At 38.2% G+C, this 17,021-nt stretch carries 16 protein-coding genes and 1 pseudogene; 9 read left to right on the top strand and 8 right to left on the bottom strand.

What is annotated here, in order from left to right:
• The first annotated feature begins 277 nt into the window (after positions 1 to 277).
• Complete coding sequence (locus ACEN36_RS01925) at positions 278 to 1,654, top strand: DUF1576 domain-containing protein (protein WP_407095841.1); 1,377 nt, start codon at positions 278 to 280, stop codon at positions 1,652 to 1,654.
• Positions 1,655 to 1,702: 48 nt separating this feature from the next.
• On the opposite strand, the gene ACEN36_RS01920 is transcribed toward ACEN36_RS01925, so the two are convergent.
• Positions 1,703 to 2,122, bottom strand: coding sequence for an Hsp20/alpha crystallin family protein (locus ACEN36_RS01920; protein WP_407095840.1), 420 nt, complete (start codon positions 2,120 to 2,122; stop codon positions 1,703 to 1,705).
• A gap of 188 nt (positions 2,123 to 2,310) precedes the next feature.
• Between ACEN36_RS01920 and ACEN36_RS01915 the strand changes: the two genes are divergently transcribed.
• Entirely contained in the window at positions 2,311 to 2,814 is a 504-nt protein-coding gene (locus ACEN36_RS01915; RefSeq protein WP_407095839.1) for a pyridoxamine 5'-phosphate oxidase family protein, read from the top strand.
• A 57-nt stretch (positions 2,815 to 2,871) separates the two neighbouring features.
• On the opposite strand, the gene ACEN36_RS01910 is transcribed toward ACEN36_RS01915, so the two are convergent.
• The 3 genes and pseudogenes from ACEN36_RS01910 to ACEN36_RS01900 all read right to left on the bottom strand — a co-directional run bounded on the left by ACEN36_RS01910 (position 2,872) and on the right by ACEN36_RS01900 (position 6,744).
• Positions 2,872 to 4,254: a glycoside hydrolase family 32 protein gene (locus ACEN36_RS01910; protein WP_407125812.1), complete on the bottom strand. Its 1,383-nt coding sequence runs from the start codon at positions 4,252 to 4,254 to the stop codon at positions 2,872 to 2,874.
• A 36-nt stretch (positions 4,255 to 4,290) separates the two neighbouring features.
• A pseudogene (locus ACEN36_RS01905) lies at positions 4,291 to 5,673 on the bottom strand (sucrose-specific PTS transporter subunit IIBC); the annotation flags it as partial.
• Between the two features lie 90 nt (positions 5,674 to 5,763).
• Positions 5,764 to 6,744, bottom strand: coding sequence for a LacI family DNA-binding transcriptional regulator (locus tag ACEN36_RS01900; protein ID WP_407125811.1), 981 nt, complete (start codon positions 6,742 to 6,744; stop codon positions 5,764 to 5,766).
• A 167-nt stretch (positions 6,745 to 6,911) separates the two neighbouring features.
• Here ACEN36_RS01900 and ACEN36_RS01895 point away from each other — a divergent pair, with 167 nt between their 5' ends.
• The 3 genes from ACEN36_RS01895 (at position 6,912) to ACEN36_RS01885 (ending at position 9,703) form a co-directional block, all read left to right on the top strand.
• Positions 6,912 to 7,115 carry a YwbE family protein gene (locus ACEN36_RS01895; RefSeq protein ID WP_407095836.1) on the top strand — a complete coding sequence of 68 codons (204 nt, stop codon included), beginning with the start codon at positions 6,912 to 6,914 and terminating at the stop codon, positions 7,113 to 7,115.
• Between the two features lie 21 nt (positions 7,116 to 7,136).
• A complete protein-coding gene (gene msrA, locus ACEN36_RS01890; RefSeq protein ID WP_407102517.1) occupies positions 7,137 to 7,787 on the top strand; it encodes a peptide-methionine (S)-S-oxide reductase MsrA in 651 nt (216 codons plus the stop codon).
• Positions 7,788 to 8,410: 623 nt separating this feature from the next.
• Positions 8,411 to 9,703 carry a hydroxymethylglutaryl-CoA reductase, degradative gene (locus ACEN36_RS01885; RefSeq protein ID WP_407102518.1) on the top strand — a complete coding sequence of 431 codons (1,293 nt, stop codon included), beginning with the start codon at positions 8,411 to 8,413 and terminating at the stop codon, positions 9,701 to 9,703.
• 112 nt (positions 9,704 to 9,815) lie between these two features.
• On the opposite strand, the gene ACEN36_RS01880 is transcribed toward ACEN36_RS01885, so the two are convergent.
• Positions 9,816 to 10,988, bottom strand: coding sequence for a hydroxymethylglutaryl-CoA synthase (locus ACEN36_RS01880; protein ID WP_407125810.1), 1,173 nt, complete (start codon positions 10,986 to 10,988; stop codon positions 9,816 to 9,818).
• Positions 10,989 to 11,218: 230 nt separating this feature from the next.
• Here ACEN36_RS01880 and ACEN36_RS01875 point away from each other — a divergent pair, with 230 nt between their 5' ends.
• The gene (locus tag ACEN36_RS01875) at positions 11,219 to 12,409 is read left to right on the top strand and encodes an acetyl-CoA C-acetyltransferase (protein WP_407125809.1); all 1,191 of its coding nucleotides are present in this window, start codon (positions 11,219 to 11,221) and stop codon (positions 12,407 to 12,409) included.
• A gap of 124 nt (positions 12,410 to 12,533) precedes the next feature.
• Positions 12,534 to 12,746 carry a DUF378 domain-containing protein gene (locus ACEN36_RS01870; protein ID WP_407125808.1) on the top strand — a complete coding sequence of 71 codons (213 nt, stop codon included), beginning with the start codon at positions 12,534 to 12,536 and terminating at the stop codon, positions 12,744 to 12,746.
• Between the two features lie 143 nt (positions 12,747 to 12,889).
• On the opposite strand, the gene groL is transcribed toward ACEN36_RS01870, so the two are convergent.
• Both groL and groES read right to left on the bottom strand, forming a co-directional pair.
• Positions 12,890 to 14,512, bottom strand: a complete 1,623-nt coding sequence (groL, locus tag ACEN36_RS01865; protein ID WP_407102521.1) for a chaperonin GroEL — start codon at positions 14,510 to 14,512, stop codon at positions 12,890 to 12,892.
• A gap of 54 nt (positions 14,513 to 14,566) precedes the next feature.
• Entirely contained in the window at positions 14,567 to 14,851 is a 285-nt protein-coding gene (groES, locus tag ACEN36_RS01860; protein ID WP_407095829.1) for a co-chaperone GroES, read from the bottom strand.
• A 339-nt stretch (positions 14,852 to 15,190) separates the two neighbouring features.
• Here groES and ACEN36_RS01855 point away from each other — a divergent pair, with 339 nt between their 5' ends.
• Together ACEN36_RS01855 and ACEN36_RS01850 are read left to right on the top strand one after the other, a co-directional pair.
• The gene (locus ACEN36_RS01855) at positions 15,191 to 15,847 is read left to right on the top strand and encodes a CPBP family intramembrane glutamic endopeptidase (protein ID WP_407095828.1); all 657 of its coding nucleotides are present in this window, start codon (positions 15,191 to 15,193) and stop codon (positions 15,845 to 15,847) included.
• Positions 15,848 to 15,881: 34 nt separating this feature from the next.
• A complete protein-coding gene (locus ACEN36_RS01850) occupies positions 15,882 to 16,085 on the top strand; it encodes a YdiK family protein (RefSeq protein WP_407095827.1) in 204 nt (67 codons plus the stop codon).
• A gap of 18 nt (positions 16,086 to 16,103) precedes the next feature.
• On the opposite strand, the gene ACEN36_RS01845 is transcribed toward ACEN36_RS01850, so the two are convergent.
• Positions 16,104 to 16,775 (bottom strand): redox-sensing transcriptional repressor Rex, encoded by a 672-nt coding sequence (locus ACEN36_RS01845; RefSeq protein ID WP_407095826.1) that lies wholly within the window; start codon positions 16,773 to 16,775, stop codon positions 16,104 to 16,106.
• Positions 16,776 to 17,021: the final 246 nt, after the last annotated feature.

The following is a 17,021-nucleotide window of genomic DNA, read 5'->3' as shown; positions in this document are numbered from 1 at the left end:
TTTTAATTGATAACTAACGGAGCAATCTAACCAAAGATTGCTCTTTTTTTATTTTGTTCAATTTTTTAAAAAGGAAAACGATTCCTTTTATTGTCTGTTTTCATTGATGTTTCAATAAAACCGGCACTTTTTCTCGGTATTTTTTTATTGCTGTTGAAAACGAATCATGTTATTATTTTAAAAAAGCAAGTGCCTACTTTACTAGACCACTTGGATGATAAACAAAGAAAAATTCCATTCTATCTAGAAAATCCTCTATGAAAGTGTGTTGAACTAGATGAAAAATATTCTTTATCCTAAACAAAATCAAGAACAGACTTTGGTAACTGAACGTCAAAAATATCTCTTTATCTTCATTTTTGCTGCTTCCTTATTTAGTTTTGCTTTTTTGTTAAACACACCAAGTGAAATTTGGAATGGCAGTATAAAAATTTTATTTTCTCCCGCTAACTTAATAACGGATTATTTTGCATTGGCTAATCCAGGAGCTGCGTTAGTGAATGCTTCACTAATGACTTTGAAAAGCCTGTTGATTATTCGAAAAAATAAAGTAACCCTCTCCGGTCCGTTACTTGCCGCTGTTTTTACAGTCGTAGGATTCTCCTTATTCGGAAAAAACTTGTATAATTCTATCCCCATCATTTTAGGCGTACTGCTTTATGCAAAAGCTACTCGTACTCCATTTAAAAATTATTTATTATCTGCTTTATTCGGGACAGCACTGGCCCCTTTAGTAAGTGAGGTTTCTTTTAATGTTGGCTTGCCTCTTCCATTAGGTATCTTATTAGGGTCTCTCTCAGGGATAATTGTCGGCTTCGTGCTTCCTCCGTTGTCTCGTCATTTTGCCAGCTTCCATAAAGGGTTCAGCCTATACAACATCGGATTTACCGCCGGAATTATTGGTATGGCCTTTATCGCTATGTTGAGAGCTTATGGTTTTGAAGTCGATGTAGTGAATCTGCTTTCCAGCGGAAATAATGTAGCTTTTTCTATTTTTATGTACACTCTATTTTCCTTTATGTTTGCTGTCGGACTGTATTTTAACGGTGGGAATTTTCATGGATACAATGACTTCTTAGATGAGGATGGCATTGGTGGGGGAGATTTTTTAGAAAAGCATGGTTTTGGATTGACTCTTATCAATATGTCTTTACTAGGGCTGATTACTACTACTCTTTCTCTTCTGGTTGGAGGAGAATTGAATGGACCTGTACTTGGTGGTATTTTTACCGTTGTCGGATTTGGAGCTTTTGGAAAACACATCAAAAATGTCTTGCCTATTTTAGTTGGGATTGTTGTGATCAGTTTATTTACTTCTGTTGAACTATCTTCTACTACTTTTCTATTGACCGCTCTTTTTGGAACTACATTGGCTCCTATAAGTGGGCACTATGGGGCTGTTGCAGGTTTTATAGCAGGTGGTCTGCACATGGCCATGGCTGCAAACATCACTTATTTGCATGCTGGTATGAACTTGTACAACAATGGTTTCTCTGGTGGATTTATCGCAGCCATTTTAGTTCCCTTATTGGAAGTTTTACACTTCCACAAAAAGGAACGCAAAAACAAAGAAATCGTCAAACCACTTGTGGATACAGAAGTCGTCGAAGATTTGGATGAAGCTGAAGAACCTTCTGTTTACCAAGATAAATAAAAACAGCAGAAAGGACTGCCAATTAATGACAGTCCTTTTCTTCTGTTTTTATTGTATTTCAATTCTATTTTTGGGTGAGTCCATAACTTCTTTTTTAGGCAAATGAACAGTCAGTACGCCGTTATCAAATTTAGCCGTAATTGCATTTTCTTCAACGTCTTTTAAAATAAACTGACGACTGTAAGAACGAACCGAACGTTCTCTATGAATGTAGTTCCCTTTCTCATCCGTCTCGTCTTTGCCTTCTTCTTGGTGAGCATTAATGGACAATACATTATTGTGGTAATCTAATTGGATGTCTTCTTTTGCCAATCCTGGCATATCCGCTTCTAAGATATATCCTGTATCAGATTCTTTAATATCTACATCAAAGTTGGCTGTATTAGAAAACAGGTGATCAAAAGAATCTCCGAAAAAGTTTCTGTCTACATTCATGAAATCACGTCTAAATGGAAATAAACTATTCATAAAGCATCCTTCTTTCTTTTATTGTACTGATTCTTGCAGCAAGTCTCTTTCTTGCTACAACAATATTATAACCTTTTTTAGCACTTCGGTCAACAGAGTGCTATTTTTTTATAAGCAGCAAACGTATTATTTTAAGATCGATAATCCCTCTGTTATACTAACTGTATTAAACTAGTGAGGTGAAATAGATGTCGGAAAACAATTCTTTACAAAACGAAAAAGCTTTATCCGTATTAAGAGGTATTTTAAAAGATACGGAGATAGTCATGCTTACAACTGTTTCTGCAGAAGGAAATATCGTCTCTCGCCCGATGCAAACTCAAGAACTAGAATTTGACGGTGACTTGTGGTTCATCACGCGCAGAGATACTACAAAATACCAAGAAATTTCTGCAAATCCAAATGTAAACGTTACCGTTGTTGGCGATTCTTATGCTTCTATCAGCGGAACGGCTTCCTTTGTAGAAGATATCGAGCGCAAAAAAGAATTTTGGAATAAAGTCTATGAGAAAATGTTCGATGTCAGTTACGATGATCCTATTTTGGTTTTGATCAAAGTGGAAGCTAATCATGCAGAGTATTGGGATACAGGCGATACTACCAAATCTGTTGCCAACTTCTTTAAAAAAGTTGTTGGAAATAAAGACTCGGTGAAACCGGGAGAAAATGCCAACGAAACCTTAGATCTATAAGAGAAATGTAGAAAACAGACTGAGATAAGCAAATTGTGCTTATCTCAGTCTGTTTTGCTAAACGCTTAATTCATACAATGAAATAGTCCTATTTTCTATCTCATCACCTGTTGATATCACTAATTGACGGCTTTCTTCTTCTATGAAATAACGTAAGGTAAATACTTCTTCCCCGTCATTAATAAACAACTCTATTAAAGAACTTTCTAACAACAAACGGATATTTTTTAATCCTTTTTCTATTTTTACTTCTCGCTCTTCTCGTTCTTTCGTGAGCCAATTAGTGCGACTGACTACAAATCGGTTATTCCCATGATGGTACTGCATCGTTACACCCTTACGAATGTGAAGGCAGAAGTCTTTAGGGGTATTTTCCCAATCGATCAGCAACTCGTTTTGTAATGAAGGCAATTCAATCGTTTGCTGTGCAGCATCATTTATCACTGTTGGGTTTGGCTGTCTCAATTGTTCTAACTCTATTACAGGTTGTTGTTTAAGCGCACCATCCACATAAGTGACTTCCCTTGGGACAGATAACGCGTGCAGCCAGCCATCTTTTCGTGTTGGGACCGCTGCTTCGACTTCCGGGTACATCACTCCGGCCCAACCAAATGAGATTACCCTGCCTGAAACATCCGTAAAACTTTGAGGAGCGTAAAATTCAAAGCCTCTATCCAATTCTTTAAACGCCTTCTTATCTGGCGCAAAAGTTCCATTGGAAGTCAGCTTTCCGGTTAAATAACCCGTTTGATAAATATTTTGGAACTCTTTTCCTTTCGTTTCCAAGCCTTGTGGAGAGAAAATAAAGACATCCTTTTCTGTGAAACGCAATACATCTGGACATTCCCACATGTACCCCAGAGAAAGTTTTTCTTCCACAAATGATCCCTTGAATTCCCAATCCAGCAAATTAGTGGATTGATAAAGAATAGTGTCTCCTGATAGATCCTCTTTTTGTGCTCCTAACACCATCCACCACGTCCCAACTCCGTCTTGCCATACTTTCGGATCTCTGACATGACCTGTGTAACCTCTTGGATGATTGAACAATGGCCCTTTTTTCTCAAATGTGAACCCGTCTTCCGACACAGCTAAACACTGGTAGCTTTCTCGCTTCCCTTCAGCTCCTCGTACATTTCCAGTATAGAACAGATACAATTTGTCATCAAAGGAGACTGCACTGCCAGAATATACGCCGTCTTTGTCATACCACTCATCCGGCATCAAAGCAGCCTCATGGTAATCCCAATGAATCAAATCTTTTGAAGTGACATGTCCCCAGCTTTTGTTTTTGTGAACGGTATCGTGTTGATTCCACTGGAAAAACACATGGTAAATTCCCTTGTATTGAATCAGCCCATTCGGATCATTCAATAACCCTTTTGGTGGAACAATATGGTACTTCAATGAATATTTTTCTGTTTCTGACTTACTCGACAAATCATTTCTTCCTTTCATTGCTTAGTCCTTTGCAACTTCTTTATCTGAAAATCCGAACAGATACGTTAAAGCGAAAGCTACAGCAATTGCAACTGCGTTAACTACAAGGTACCAGATAAATTGTTCGTTTAAATACAACAATGCTCCAGGAATAACCGTAACAGACATCCCTGTTCCTTCTAAATTCAATAAGTCAGCCAACATCCCGCCAACTCCACCACCTACTAAACCAAATAAGAAAGGTTTAACGTAGCGTAAATTCACCCCGAAAATAGCGGGCTCGGTAATTCCTAAGAACGCTGATAAAGTAGAAGGGAAAGCTAAAGCTTTTAATTTTTTGGATTTTGTTTTCATTCCTACCGCTAATGTTGCTCCACCTTGAGCTGCTACACTACATGTGATAATCGCATTATATGGATTCACTCCTGTATTTGCTAAGAGCTGTACTTCCAAGAAATTAAAGATATGGTGTACTCCAGTGACTACAATCAATTGGTTAAGTCCACCAATGACCAATCCAGCAATACCGAATGGCAATTGCAACAACCAAATCGTTGCATCCAATACAACCGTTTCTAATGAGTGGAATACAGGTCCAATAACGAATAATGACAAAATACTCATTACAAGCAACGTTGCAAATGGTGTAATCAATAAATCAAGATATTCCGGTACTCTTTTGCGTACAATACGTTCAAATTTAGCACCCATAAATCCAGCAATAAAGGCTGGCAATACAGTTCCTTGGTACCCAACAACGGGGATGAATCCAAACATGGTGATTGGATCTACTGTTCCAGCAGCTACTTCATAAGCGTTTGGAAGAGCTGGGTTAACCAGCATTAAGCCTAATACAATACCAATAACTGGCGATCCGCCAAAAACTTTAAAGGAAGACCACGCTACTAAAGCTGGTAAAAACGCAAAAGCCGTATCGGTTAAAACTTGAGTATACAATAAAAAGTTCGCACTAATGTCTTCAGGAACTAAACCAAATACAGCTAAAACCTGTTCTTGTGTCAGTAATCCACGCAATCCCATGAACAACCCGGTGGCCACCAATACTGGAATAATCGGCACAAACACATCTCCAAATGTCCGAATAGCTCGTTGGAAACCATTTTTGCCTTCGTTTTTTTGAGCTTTGGTTTCTCCGGAAGTTTGCTCCGAAACACCTAATCCGGTTACTTCTTCGTAAATTTTATTGACTGTCCCAGTACCGAAGATAATCTGGTATTGTCCTGAATTGAAGAAGGCTCCTTTTACTTTCTCGATATCGTCTACTTTATCTTCTTGTATTTTTTCTTTGTCGTTGACGATAACTCTCAATCTCGTTGCACAATGGGTAACAGATTGAATATTTTCTTTTCCACCTAGCGCTTCCACCACATCTTGAGCAATTTCTTTATTCGTTGCCATTTTTATTCCCTCCTATTTTTTGGAACCGGTTCTATTTACGTTCATGATACCGGTTCCAAAAAGAGTTGTCAAGAGATTTCTCTTGATTATTTATTTTGGAACTGTGGATTCCCTTTTGATCAATGTATTCGGAATCAGTACATTCTTTTCTGCTTTTTCTCCATTTATTAAGTGGCAGAGTTGATTTACCGCAGTTTCACCAAGTTCTTTGTACCCGTATTTTACTGTGGTAATAGAAGGCGAAACAATAGATGTCACTTCATATCCTCCAAACCCTGAAAGCGAAAAATCTTTCGGGATCGCTAAATTTAAAGTATGTGCTGCTTTTAACACAGCCATCGCAATATTGTCTGTGGCACATAATACATAAGTAGCTTTGGTTTTTGGCAAGATATCCAAGGTTAATTCATAAGCTTGTTGGAAAGAAAAACTGGTTTCTATTACCTCTGTTTGACTATCCGGCCATTCTCTCAATGCTTCCAGCACTCCATTTGCTCTTAGTTGGCCCACTGCGATATCTTCTTTGAAGACAGAAAAATACAAAAAATCCTTATGTCCTAAGCTGCCTGCAAGTTTTCCCATTGCATATCCAGCTTTATATTCTTCATGCCCTATTGAATGCAACCCTTCCGCTTGCTGCCCTAGCAGCAACACAGGCACGTCTACTTCTTTGATAGCTTTCCGGTGTTCTTCTGTCACTACCGTAGCCATTAGAATAATTCCAGCGACTTTTTGTTTCGCCAATGTATAAATATTTTCAATTTCTCTTTCAACACTTTGATCCGTGTTAGTAATCAGTAATTGATATCCTGTTGCTGTTAATTTTCTATCAATACTGGTGATGACTTCATTTGCAGAATAAGAATCCAATCTGGGGACAATGACTCCAACCATTTTAGTGTGTTTAGCTTTTAAACTTTGAGCAAATGTATTGGGTGAATACCCTGTTTCGTTGACTATTTTTTCTATTTTATCCTTTGTTTTTTGACTCACCGAACCGCCATTCAAATAGCGGGATACTGTACTTTTAGCTACCCCCGCTTTTTTGGCAATATCATTGATGGTTACCATTTCACATCACCTGTTCCTCATTCTGCTGATTGCATACAGCTGCTTCATCGCAATGTTACCATAATTTTTAACGAATAGGTATTTTGAATTCAGCAAAAAAGAAGAACCCGCAGCTTCTTTTCTGTATAATAGGAACTACAAACTAGTTATAAGGGAGCAATTTGAATATGGATGGAAAAAAACGCAGTACTATTAAAATAGGGGCACTGGTCGATATCGTTCTTAAAAAAGATCAACGTACCGGAAAATTGACTCGTGGACATGTCAAACGTCTCTTGACCAACAGTCAAAGTCATCCGCACGGCATCAAAGTCATGCTTCAAGAAGGCGATCAAGTAGGACGTGTACAGCATATTGTGGAAGAGGAATAAAGAAATAGCGAGGTGAGCAAAATGACAGACTTGAATGAGCACGCTTCAGTTCTAGAACAAGCTACTTTTAGTATGGGCTGCTTCTGGGGCCCGGATAGTTTTTTTGGAAGTTTACCTGGAGTGATTCAAACCGAAGTCGGTTACGCTGGCGGAACTAGTAAGGATCCTACTTATCGAAAAATAGGCAATCATTCTGAAACAGTACACCTCACTTTTGACCCTGAAATCATTTCTTATGATCAATTAGTCCATTTGTTTTGGGAAAACCACGACGCTGCTAAAGATCGCTTTTATAAAGAGCGCCAGTATATCTCTATTTTGTTTTATCAAAATGAAACACAGTATAAGACGGCTAAAGAGATTCGTTCCGAATACGAGCAAGCCCAAGGAAAAGAAATCCAAACTGAATTCCAAACTTTCAACCACTTTTATACAGCTGAAAATCACCATCAAAAATACTTTTTAAGGCGCTTTAAAGGAGCCACTGAGGTGATCAAAAATCTTTTCCCAGATGAATCCTCATTTATCCAATCTACTATTGCTGCTCGATTGAACGGATTCGTCCGCGAGCGCGGCAAGTTGCCGGATATTAAAGAGGAAATCACTCACTGGGGTCTTAGTGAAGCTAATACAAAATTGTTATTGGAGACGATCGATAAGATTCGTTGGTAATGTTTTTAATGTGCATTTTAGGTAGCTAAGGATTTTGAAGAGTTATTGTGCTTAAGCAGGTAAAGTAATCTCTCAAAGTGCTTGGCTTTTTTTCGCATCGTTGCACTAGTTAGCAGGGAGAGGTTAATTCATCATTCTAGAAGGATTCCTGCTTTTTTTGTTAGCTAGGCTTTTGCTATCTAACAATTGCTGCTGATTTCTAGTTCTTTTGTAAATTAACCCCGCTCTATTTAATGATAGAATACTGATTCCCAGTTCATTTGTGAGCTAACGCCTCTCTATCTAATAATTGAATCCTATTTCCCAGTTCTATTGTGAACTAACCCCGTTCTATCTAATAATTGAACCCCTATTTCCCGGTCCTTTTATGAGTTAACTCCTCTCTATCTCATAAAAGAAACCTGATTACCGATTATTCTATGAGCTAATCCCCATCTATCTAATAATCCCATCTAATTTATCTGCTCTTTTATTAACTACACCAACACTATCATTTAAACCTATAGCTTTGTCATAACTACCTCATCAATTGACTTGTTTTTTAAACTAATTTTCTTTACTGGTGCTTAGTTTTTTTGAATGTGCTACTATAAATCTATACACATCACTGTTCAAAGGAGATTATGATGGACTACTCGTATTTAAATAAGTTTTATGCTAAAACTAAATCTAGCCGTATCTCTGCTTTAAGACAAGCTGGAGTTTTATCTGCCGAAGAAAAAAGTCAGTTGGAATCAGGGTTGCATTTGTCCAATGACGTAGCGGACAATATGATTGAAAACCAGCTGGCCACTTATGAATTGCCTTACGGAGTTGCTTTAAACTTTTTGATTGATGGCAAAGAATATGTGGTTCCGATGGCAATCGAAGAACCTTCTGTGATTGCCGCTGCCAGTTCAGCTGCGAAAATCGTCAAGCACACTGGTGGTTTTACAACGACTACGACTGATCGGACAATGATCGGTCAGGTGGCTTTGAAGAATCCCCCACACATAACGGAAACTCTTCAATTGCTTGCTGAAAAAGAAGCTGAGATCTTACAGATAGCTAATGAAGCTCACCCTTCTATTGTGAAACGCGGGGGCGGAGCCGTAAAACTAGACATTCGCCATATTAAAGCTGACGAACTAGAATATGCGCCTGAATTTATTGTGCTTCATTTGCATGTTAAAACCTTAGAAGCCATGGGAGCCAATATTATCAATACGATGATGGAAGGCATTATTCCTTACGTAGAGGATTTGGCGCAGAGCCGGGCACTGATGGGGATTCTTTCCAATTATGCGACAGAATGTCTGGCAACTGCTACTTGCCGCATTCCAGTTGAGCAGTTGCAAAAGGGAAAGTTTAGCGGCGAAGAAGTGCGTGACCGCATCATTGACGCTTACCAATTTGCTTATGCGGATCCTTATCGTGCTGTGACGCACAACAAAGGCATTATGAATGGAATTGATGGCGTTATTATTGCTTCCGGGAATGACTGGCGCGCTATTTCTGCTGGTATCCATGCATATGCCTCCAGAAGTGGTCAGTATCGTTCATTGACCAAATGGGAGAAAGCGAAAAATGGCGACTTGTTAGGGAGTTTGACGCTTCCTTTACCCATCGGAACAGTTGGTGGTTCAATCTCATTCCATCCAGCCGCTAAAATGACCAAAACTATTTTGCACTATGAAAATGCAGCTGAATTGGAATCAATCATCGTGTCTGTTGGCTTGGCTCAAAATCTAGCGGCTGTCAAAGCACTCGTCACAGACGGCATTCAAAAAGGACATATGGGATTGCAGTCTCGCTCTTTGGCTATCAGTGCAGGCGCTAAAGGCGAAGAAATCAACTGGTTGTCGCGTAAATTAAAACAAGCTGAAAACATGAATTTAGCCACTGCTGAGAAATTGTTAAAAGAATACCGTCAATAAAAAGAGGAGCTGTCTCTAAATTCAAGTAGGATTAGATGATTTAGGGTCTGCTTCATAAACTGAATCTCAAAAAAGGCAGCCCCTGTTTATTTTGGGATTGCCTTTTTTGAGATTATCTGCTTTTATTGACATACACTCTCTTATGCTCTTTGATTCCCGCAACACAAATCATTGCTGGGTCTTTTTCGATATCCAGTTGTAGATTTGATCCATCTACTGGCAATGTTTCACTAAAAATCGCTTCATACTTTTCAATCGAAACTTCTTCTCGTTCCGCAAATAAATTCTTATGATCCGCTTCTGCTAAAGCATTTCTGAATTCCGATTGAAGTATTCCAGTAAAGAATTCACCAACTGCTCCAGAACCATAACTAAACAATCCAATTCGATCTCCAGCTTTTAAGCTGACGTCCTGTTCCAGTAACGAAATCAAACTCAAATACAATGAACCTGTATAGATATTTCCAACACTTTTATTGTACACCGTACTCTTTTGGTAATGGTCCGTTAACCGTTTTTGATCTTCTTCAGTACCTTCATCAAATATTTCCCGCATCGCTTTCATACCCATTTTTGTATAAGGCAAATGGAAACACAGGGCTTCAAAATCCGCTATCGTCATATCTAATTGTGATTTGAATTGTTCCCAGGTGTTTAAAAAGAAAGCAATGTACTGTTCGTTTGAAAATTTGCCGTCTACATAAGCGGTATCTGAATAAGTCGGTCTCCAAAAATCCATGATATCATTTGTCAGGTAAGCACTTTGGTTGCCTAAACTTAAAATACGAGGGTCAGCACTAATGACCATTGCTACAGCTCCGGCTCCTTGAGTTACTTCTCCTGAAGTTCTCAAGCCGTATCTAGAAATATCTGAACCTAATACCAATACCTGACTCTCTGGATTCAAAGCAATATGCCCTTTAGCTAACTGGATTCCTGCTGTAGCTCCATAACAGGCTTGTTTGATTTCAATCGAACGAGCGCTGGATTGAATGCCCAGCAAATCATGCACATAAACAGCTCCTGATTTAGAGCTATCGACTCCTGATTCTGTACCAAAAATAACCAAATCGATTTTTTCCAAATTTTCTTTATCTAATATTCTTAAGGCTGCATTTGCAGCTAATGTTACTGAATCTTGAGTAACCGGTGAAACGGCCATTTGTTCCTGTCCGATACCAATCGTGTATTTTGCTGGATCCACTCCTCGAGCTTCTGCCAACTTCTCCATATCAATAAATGTATGAGGTGTATAAAAACCAATTTTATCTATCCCTATATTCAAGTTGATCTCCCCTTTTATTCGTAATCAATTGCTCTCCGAATCTTCTCCATCTTTAACGATAAAACAACTTTCTTGAAAACACAACTGAGACAAATGAAATTTAACAATAACTTATGAAATTGGGCAAAATGATAGTTTTAAGGAAATCTTATAGTGTATTCGGCTCAGTTTATCGTAAAATAGACGTATCAATACTTAATCGTATAAAAATTAGTTGGAGGAGATCAATTATGGAAGAAGTAGTAATTGTCAGTGCAGTCCGTACACCAATCGGGTCTTTAGGAGGTCAATTTAAAGATACTTCAGCTGTTCAACTGGGCACCGTGGCTGCTACAGAAGTCTTACACCGCTCTCATTTGCAGCCGGAAGATGTGGACTCAGTGATTTTTGGTAATGTCTTACAGGCAGGTTTGGGACAAAACCCTGCACGCCAAATCTCTATTCATTCTGGAATTCCCAATACTATCCCTGCTATGACGGTAAATGAAGTGTGCGGTTCAGGATTGAAAGCTGTTATTTTAGCCAGCCAAGCTATTCAAGTTGGAGATGCCAAAGTCGTGTTGGCTGGTGGAACAGAAAATATGTCTCAAGCTCCTTATTTATTAAAAAATCAACGTTTTGGCAGCAAATTAGGCGATACCAACTCCGTCGACAGCTTGGTACATGATGGTCTGACAGATGCTTTCAATCAGCAGCATATGGGAATCACAGCTGAAAATGTGGCTGAACGGTATCATGTGAGCCGTAAAGAACAAGACCAATTTGCCTTGGATTCACAAATCAAAACCGCAACAGCTCAAGAAAATGACTGGTTCAAGGATGAGATCGTTCCAGTATCTGTCCAAATAAAACGTGAAACACAACTCATCTCAGACGATGAATATCCTCGCAAAGAAACAACCATAGAAAAATTGCAAAAACTACGTCCGGCTTTTAAAAAAGAGGGAACCGTAACAGCTGGAAATGCTTCAGGCATTAACGACGGTGCAGCCGCAATCTTGCTGATGGCTAAAACTGAAGCTGAAAAACGAAACATCCCTTATTTAGCAACGATCAAAGGGTATTCAGAAGTGGGAACCGATCCTGAAATCATGGGTTATGCACCATATACTGCTGTTCAAAAAGTATTTGAAAAAACGAATTTCACAAAAGAAGACATCGATTTATATGAATTCAATGAAGCTTTTGCTTCCCAAAGCATTGCTTTGGTGCGCGATTTAGAACTTCCTACTGAGAAAGTCAATATCCATGGCGGTGCTATCGCATTAGGACACCCAATCGGCGCCTCGGGCTCACGCATTTTAGTCACACTTTTAAATGCGATGAAACAAAACAACAAAAAGCGCGGCCTAGCCACACTATGCGTAGGAGGCGGAATAGGCATCGCAATGATTATTGAGAGCGCGGAACAAGGCGTTTAGCCTATCGAATATAAAACACCTTTAACTGTTAGATATTCTTCTAATCAATTCATTGGACAATCAACAGTATCCCTGTTATTTTTAGAGTGATTTAAAAGTCATACTAAACAGGGAGGGATACCGGATGAAAACTCTAGACAGTATTGCTTTAGCTTTATTGATCGTTGGTGGTTTGAATTGGTTGTTGGTTGGACTTTTTGAATTTGACTTAGTAGCTACTTTATTTGGCGGACAAGACACTCTCTTATCTAAAATTGTGTATATCATCGTTGGTCTATGTGCTTTATACTGCTTGAAATTTTTTGGATTACTATCCAGAGATAACCACGAACACTAAAATTCTTGTATATTCTAACATTGGTAAAGACATGAATTTTTACTTACCAACGTTAAATAGTGGAGAACTGAAAATAATCGAAAAAAACAAGGGAGTGAGGCTTTTGCCTCACTCCCTTGTTCAATAATCTTAAAATAACTTTCTTACATCATACCGCCCATGCTTGGGTCCATTCCTGGAGCTGCTGGTGCTGCTGGTTCTGGATGATCTGCTACTACGGCTTCAGTCGTTAACAATAATGCCGCTACACTTGCAGCATTTTGTAGAGCTGAACGAGTCACTTTAGTTGGGTCTGTAATTCCAGCCTCAATCATGTTTACCCATTCGTCTGTTGCCGCATTGTATCCAACACCTGGTTCAGCAGTTTTCATTTTTTCAACAATTACTGAACCTTCCATTCCTGCATTTGCAGCGATTTGGCGAATTGGCTCTTCTAACGCACGAACAACGATTTTCACACCTGTTGCAACGTCGCCTACAGCTTCAATTTCAGCAACTTTGCTTTGAACGTTGATATAAGCAGTCCCACCACCAGCGATGATTCCTTCTTCAACAGCTGCACGTGCTGCATTCAAAGCATCTTCAATACGTAATTTACGTTCTCTTAATTCAGTTTCTGTTGCAGCACCCACACGAATAACGGCAACTCCACCAGCTAATTTTGCAATACGTTCTTGTAATTTTTCTTTGTCAAATTCAGAAGTTGTTTCTTCTGCTTGAGCTCTCAATAATGCTACACGTTGGCTGATCGTATCTGTTGAACCAGCGCCTTCTACAATAGTTGTCGCATCTTTAGTAACAGCCACTTTACTTGCATGTCCTAATTGTTCTACTGTAGTATCTTTCAATTCAAGACCTAGGTCTTCTGTGATTACAGTACCACCAGTTAAAATAGCAATGTCTTCTAACATCGCTTTACGACGATCCCCAAATCCAGGAGCTTTAACAGCTGCAACATTGAAGGTACCGCGTAATTTGTTCAAGACTAATGTAGGCAATGCTTCGCCATCAATATCTTCAGCAATAATCAACAACGGACGACCTTGTTGCAAGATTTGTTCCAATAATGGAAGAATATCTTGAATGTTTGAGATTTTTTTATCGGTAATCAAAATGTATGGATTTTCTAAGTTAGCTTCCATTTTATCGTTATCTGTAACCATATATTGTGACAAGTATCCACGATCAAATTGCATACCTTCTACAACATCTAGTTCAGTTTCGATTCCTTTAGATTCTTCGATCGTGATAACACCATCGTTGCCCACTTTTTCCATAGCGTCTGCTAATAAAGCACCGATTTCTGGATCTCCTGAAGAGATAGAAGCGATTTGTGAAATGGATTCTTTTGTTTCCACTTTACGAGAAACAGCTAATAATTCCTTAACAGCTACTTTAGTGGCTAATTCAATTCCAGCTCGAATCCCTACCGGGTTTGCGCCTGCAGTAACATTTTTCATTCCTTCGCGAACAATCGCTTGGGTTAAAACAGTGGCAGTAGTTGTACCATCACCAGCTGTATCATTGGTTTTTGAAGCTACTTCAGAAACTAATTGAGCTCCCATGTTTTCAAAGCGGTCTTCTAATTCGATTTCTTTTGCGATCGTCACTCCATCATTAGTGATTAATGGCGAACCGTAAGATTTGTCTAAAACTACATTTCTTCCTTTGGGTCCAAGTGTTACTTTAACAGTATCTGCTAATTTATCTACTCCACGTAATAATGCAGCACGTGCGTCTTCAGAAAATTTAATATCTTTAGTCATTTTCTTTCACCTCATCAGATTGATTTTTATTCGTGTACATGTCTTTATTTACGTTTAGTCTACGATTGCGATGATATCGCTCTCTTTGATCACTAAATATTCAGTACCATCATACTTCACTTCAGAACCAGCGTATTTTTCGAAAAATACTGTATTTCCAACGACAACTGAAAGCTCAGCTTTTGTTCCGTTATCGAGTATACGCCCAGCACCAACAGCAACTACTTCACCAGTTTGTGGTTTTTCTTTTGCTGTACCAGCCAAAACGATACCACTTGCTGTTGTTTCTTCTTCTTTTGTGACTTTAATGATGACACGATCTCCTAAAGGTCTTAACACGTAAATCCCTCCAATTATAGTTTTTCTTTGTTAGCACTCACTCTAAAAGAGTGCTAAATCACTTCTTCATCATATCAAACTGTAAAAATTTTGCAAGTATTTTTTACTCTTGAAAAAGAAAAAGAGTGCCCTTTTATTTAAGAAAGAAATACTTCAAGAAGAAAGCAAAAATTGCTTTAGTGGTATGAGACTTATGTTATACTGTTTATTGAACATCTTTTTTTAAAACTGTTTTACGTCCAAATGCAGTACCATTACAAAGGTGCATTGCTCACTTTATATAGTCTTGTTCTTTTTTAGTGCAACTGTAAATAATTACTTAAAGAAGGTTTTAAACACATGAAGAATTTAATTAAGTCTCCATATGCAAAAATCATTCTCATCTATATTATAGCTCAATTTTTCCCAGTGATAGTGTTGTTTTTTGTACCAGCTAAAGCTGTAGCAGACGCCAGCATTTATGGTACTATCGCCGGTTTCGTGATTGGAGCTATCCTAATGTTTATCGTTAATCATCGGTCTACATTTGATAATAGTCTAGAGAAAACGCCCAGCAATTCTAAAAAATCGATTGTTTTTTGGGGAGTAGGAGGAATGTTTTTAGCTTTTGTTGGTCAATACTTAGCTGTATTTATCGAAACATTCTTGCTCAATACACCTTTAGGGTCACAAAACACTGCAGAGCTCGTTTTCACTGTGAATAAATACCCTATTTTCTTGATTCTAGTAGCTATCTTTGGTCCTATTATGGAAGAGTTTGTATTTAGGAAAGCTATCTTTGGTTATCTTTATGACATTACTGGAGGAATCGGTGCTGCTGTGATCAGTTCATTGATATTTGCCTTTATTCACTTTGATGGTCATTACTTGCTTTATTCGATTATGGGATTTGTTTTCTGCTATTTGTACTGGAAAACAAAATCGATTGCTGCTCCAATTATTGCTCACGCTTTAATGAATGCTACCGTTACAGTAGCTAACTTATGGCTATACTAATAGTGTTTATAGTAGAAAGGAACTTTTAACGTTCATGAAAAAAAGAGATTTTATTATTCAAATTGTTTTCAATTATGTTCTTGCAGCTATTTTTATCTGGTTTGCAATTGACTACGTTGGTGAATTTGGTTGGGGATTCTTCTCTATCATTTTTGTATTGTTTGCCACACGAGATGTGGTAAGAGCTACGAAGATTTTACAAATCTATCTCAAACTAAAAAAAGGCAACAAACCGTAAATAGGTTTGTTGCTTTTTTTAATCTAATAGCAATAAAGTATCATCACTGTCTGAGTCTGCTTTATAGTGATCGATAAAATAGATAAGAGTCTGCAATTCATTCGCTAAATCCACGTTTTGTACTCGAACTTCTTCTGGTACGGAAATACGAATCGGTGTAAAGTTCAGTATTCCTTTAACGCCAGCTTCAACGAGATTATTTGCAGCATCTTGAGCTGCTGAAGTAGGTACAGTCAGCATAACTACATCGATTTGTTGCATTTTCAACTGTTGTACCATGTCTTCCATTGGATAAACCGGTACTCCAGATTGAATCGTTCCTACAATATCCTTGTTGATATCAAAGGCAGCACTGATGCGCATGTTGTTCCCTTGATGGAAATTGTAATTTAATAAAGCATGTCCTAAGTTACCCACACCAATTAATGCCACGTTCGTTAGTCGGTCTTGTTTCAATGTTTTACTGAAAAAATGCATCAGCGTTTCAACATCGTAACCATAACCTCTTTTTCCTAGAGCTCCGAAATATGAAAAATCGCGTCGAATCGTAGCGCTATCTACTTTCACAGCTTCACTTAATTCAGTTGATGACACACGTTCTTTTCCATCTTCATGCAAATACCGTAAATATCTATAATAAATCGGTAATCTCTTTGCCGTTGCTTTGGGTATTGTATTCGTTGAACCCATCGTTCACTTCACTCACTTTCTTTTATTCAAAATTCACAATATTCGTTAACAAATTATTTGTTTCACAAATTGTCGAGTTTCACATAATAAGATTATAACATCTTCTTCTTAAATTACCAGCTTTTTTAAACGGTCATTTCAATATTTTTTTTCGCTTATTTTCTTATCCATACAAAATTCACAAAGAACATTGTGAACCGGCTTTCTTTTTGTTAGTCCAGCCTTCCAGACACTCTCCCACTTAAA

It is taken from the genome of Desemzia sp. FAM 23989, from assembly GCF_045528345.1.
In the GTDB taxonomy this organism is placed as follows: domain Bacteria; phylum Bacillota; class Bacilli; order Lactobacillales; family Carnobacteriaceae; genus Desemzia.
Note: the sequence above shows the minus strand (reverse complement) of the source record. Positions and strands in the feature narration are given on the sequence as shown.

Bases quoted from the DNA above. Each gene is read 5' to 3' on its own strand.
- ACEN36_RS01925 (WP_407095841.1), top strand. From the start codon at position 278: ATGAAAAATATTCTTTATCCTAAACAAAATCAAGAACAGACTTTGGTA.
- ACEN36_RS01920 (WP_407095840.1), bottom strand. From the start codon at position 2,122: ATGAATAGTTTATTTCCATTTAGACGTGATTTCATGAATGTAGACAGA.
- ACEN36_RS01915 (WP_407095839.1), top strand. From the start codon at position 2,311: ATGTCGGAAAACAATTCTTTACAAAACGAAAAAGCTTTATCCGTATTA.
- ACEN36_RS01900 (WP_407125811.1), bottom strand. From the start codon at position 6,744: ATGGTAACCATCAATGATATTGCCAAAAAAGCGGGGGTAGCTAAAAGT.
- ACEN36_RS01895 (WP_407095836.1), top strand. From the start codon at position 6,912: ATGGATGGAAAAAAACGCAGTACTATTAAAATAGGGGCACTGGTCGAT.
- msrA (WP_407102517.1), top strand. From the start codon at position 7,137: ATGACAGACTTGAATGAGCACGCTTCAGTTCTAGAACAAGCTACTTTT.
- ACEN36_RS01885 (WP_407102518.1), top strand. From the start codon at position 8,411: ATGATGGACTACTCGTATTTAAATAAGTTTTATGCTAAAACTAAATCT.
- ACEN36_RS01875 (WP_407125809.1), top strand. From the start codon at position 11,219: ATGGAAGAAGTAGTAATTGTCAGTGCAGTCCGTACACCAATCGGGTCT.
- ACEN36_RS01870 (WP_407125808.1), top strand. From the start codon at position 12,534: ATGAAAACTCTAGACAGTATTGCTTTAGCTTTATTGATCGTTGGTGGT.
- groL (WP_407102521.1), bottom strand. From the start codon at position 14,512: ATGACTAAAGATATTAAATTTTCTGAAGACGCACGTGCTGCATTATTA.
- ACEN36_RS01855 (WP_407095828.1), top strand. From the start codon at position 15,191: ATGAAGAATTTAATTAAGTCTCCATATGCAAAAATCATTCTCATCTAT.
- ACEN36_RS01850 (WP_407095827.1), top strand. From the start codon at position 15,882: ATGAAAAAAAGAGATTTTATTATTCAAATTGTTTTCAATTATGTTCTT.
- ACEN36_RS01845 (WP_407095826.1), bottom strand. From the start codon at position 16,775: ATGGGTTCAACGAATACAATACCCAAAGCAACGGCAAAGAGATTACCG.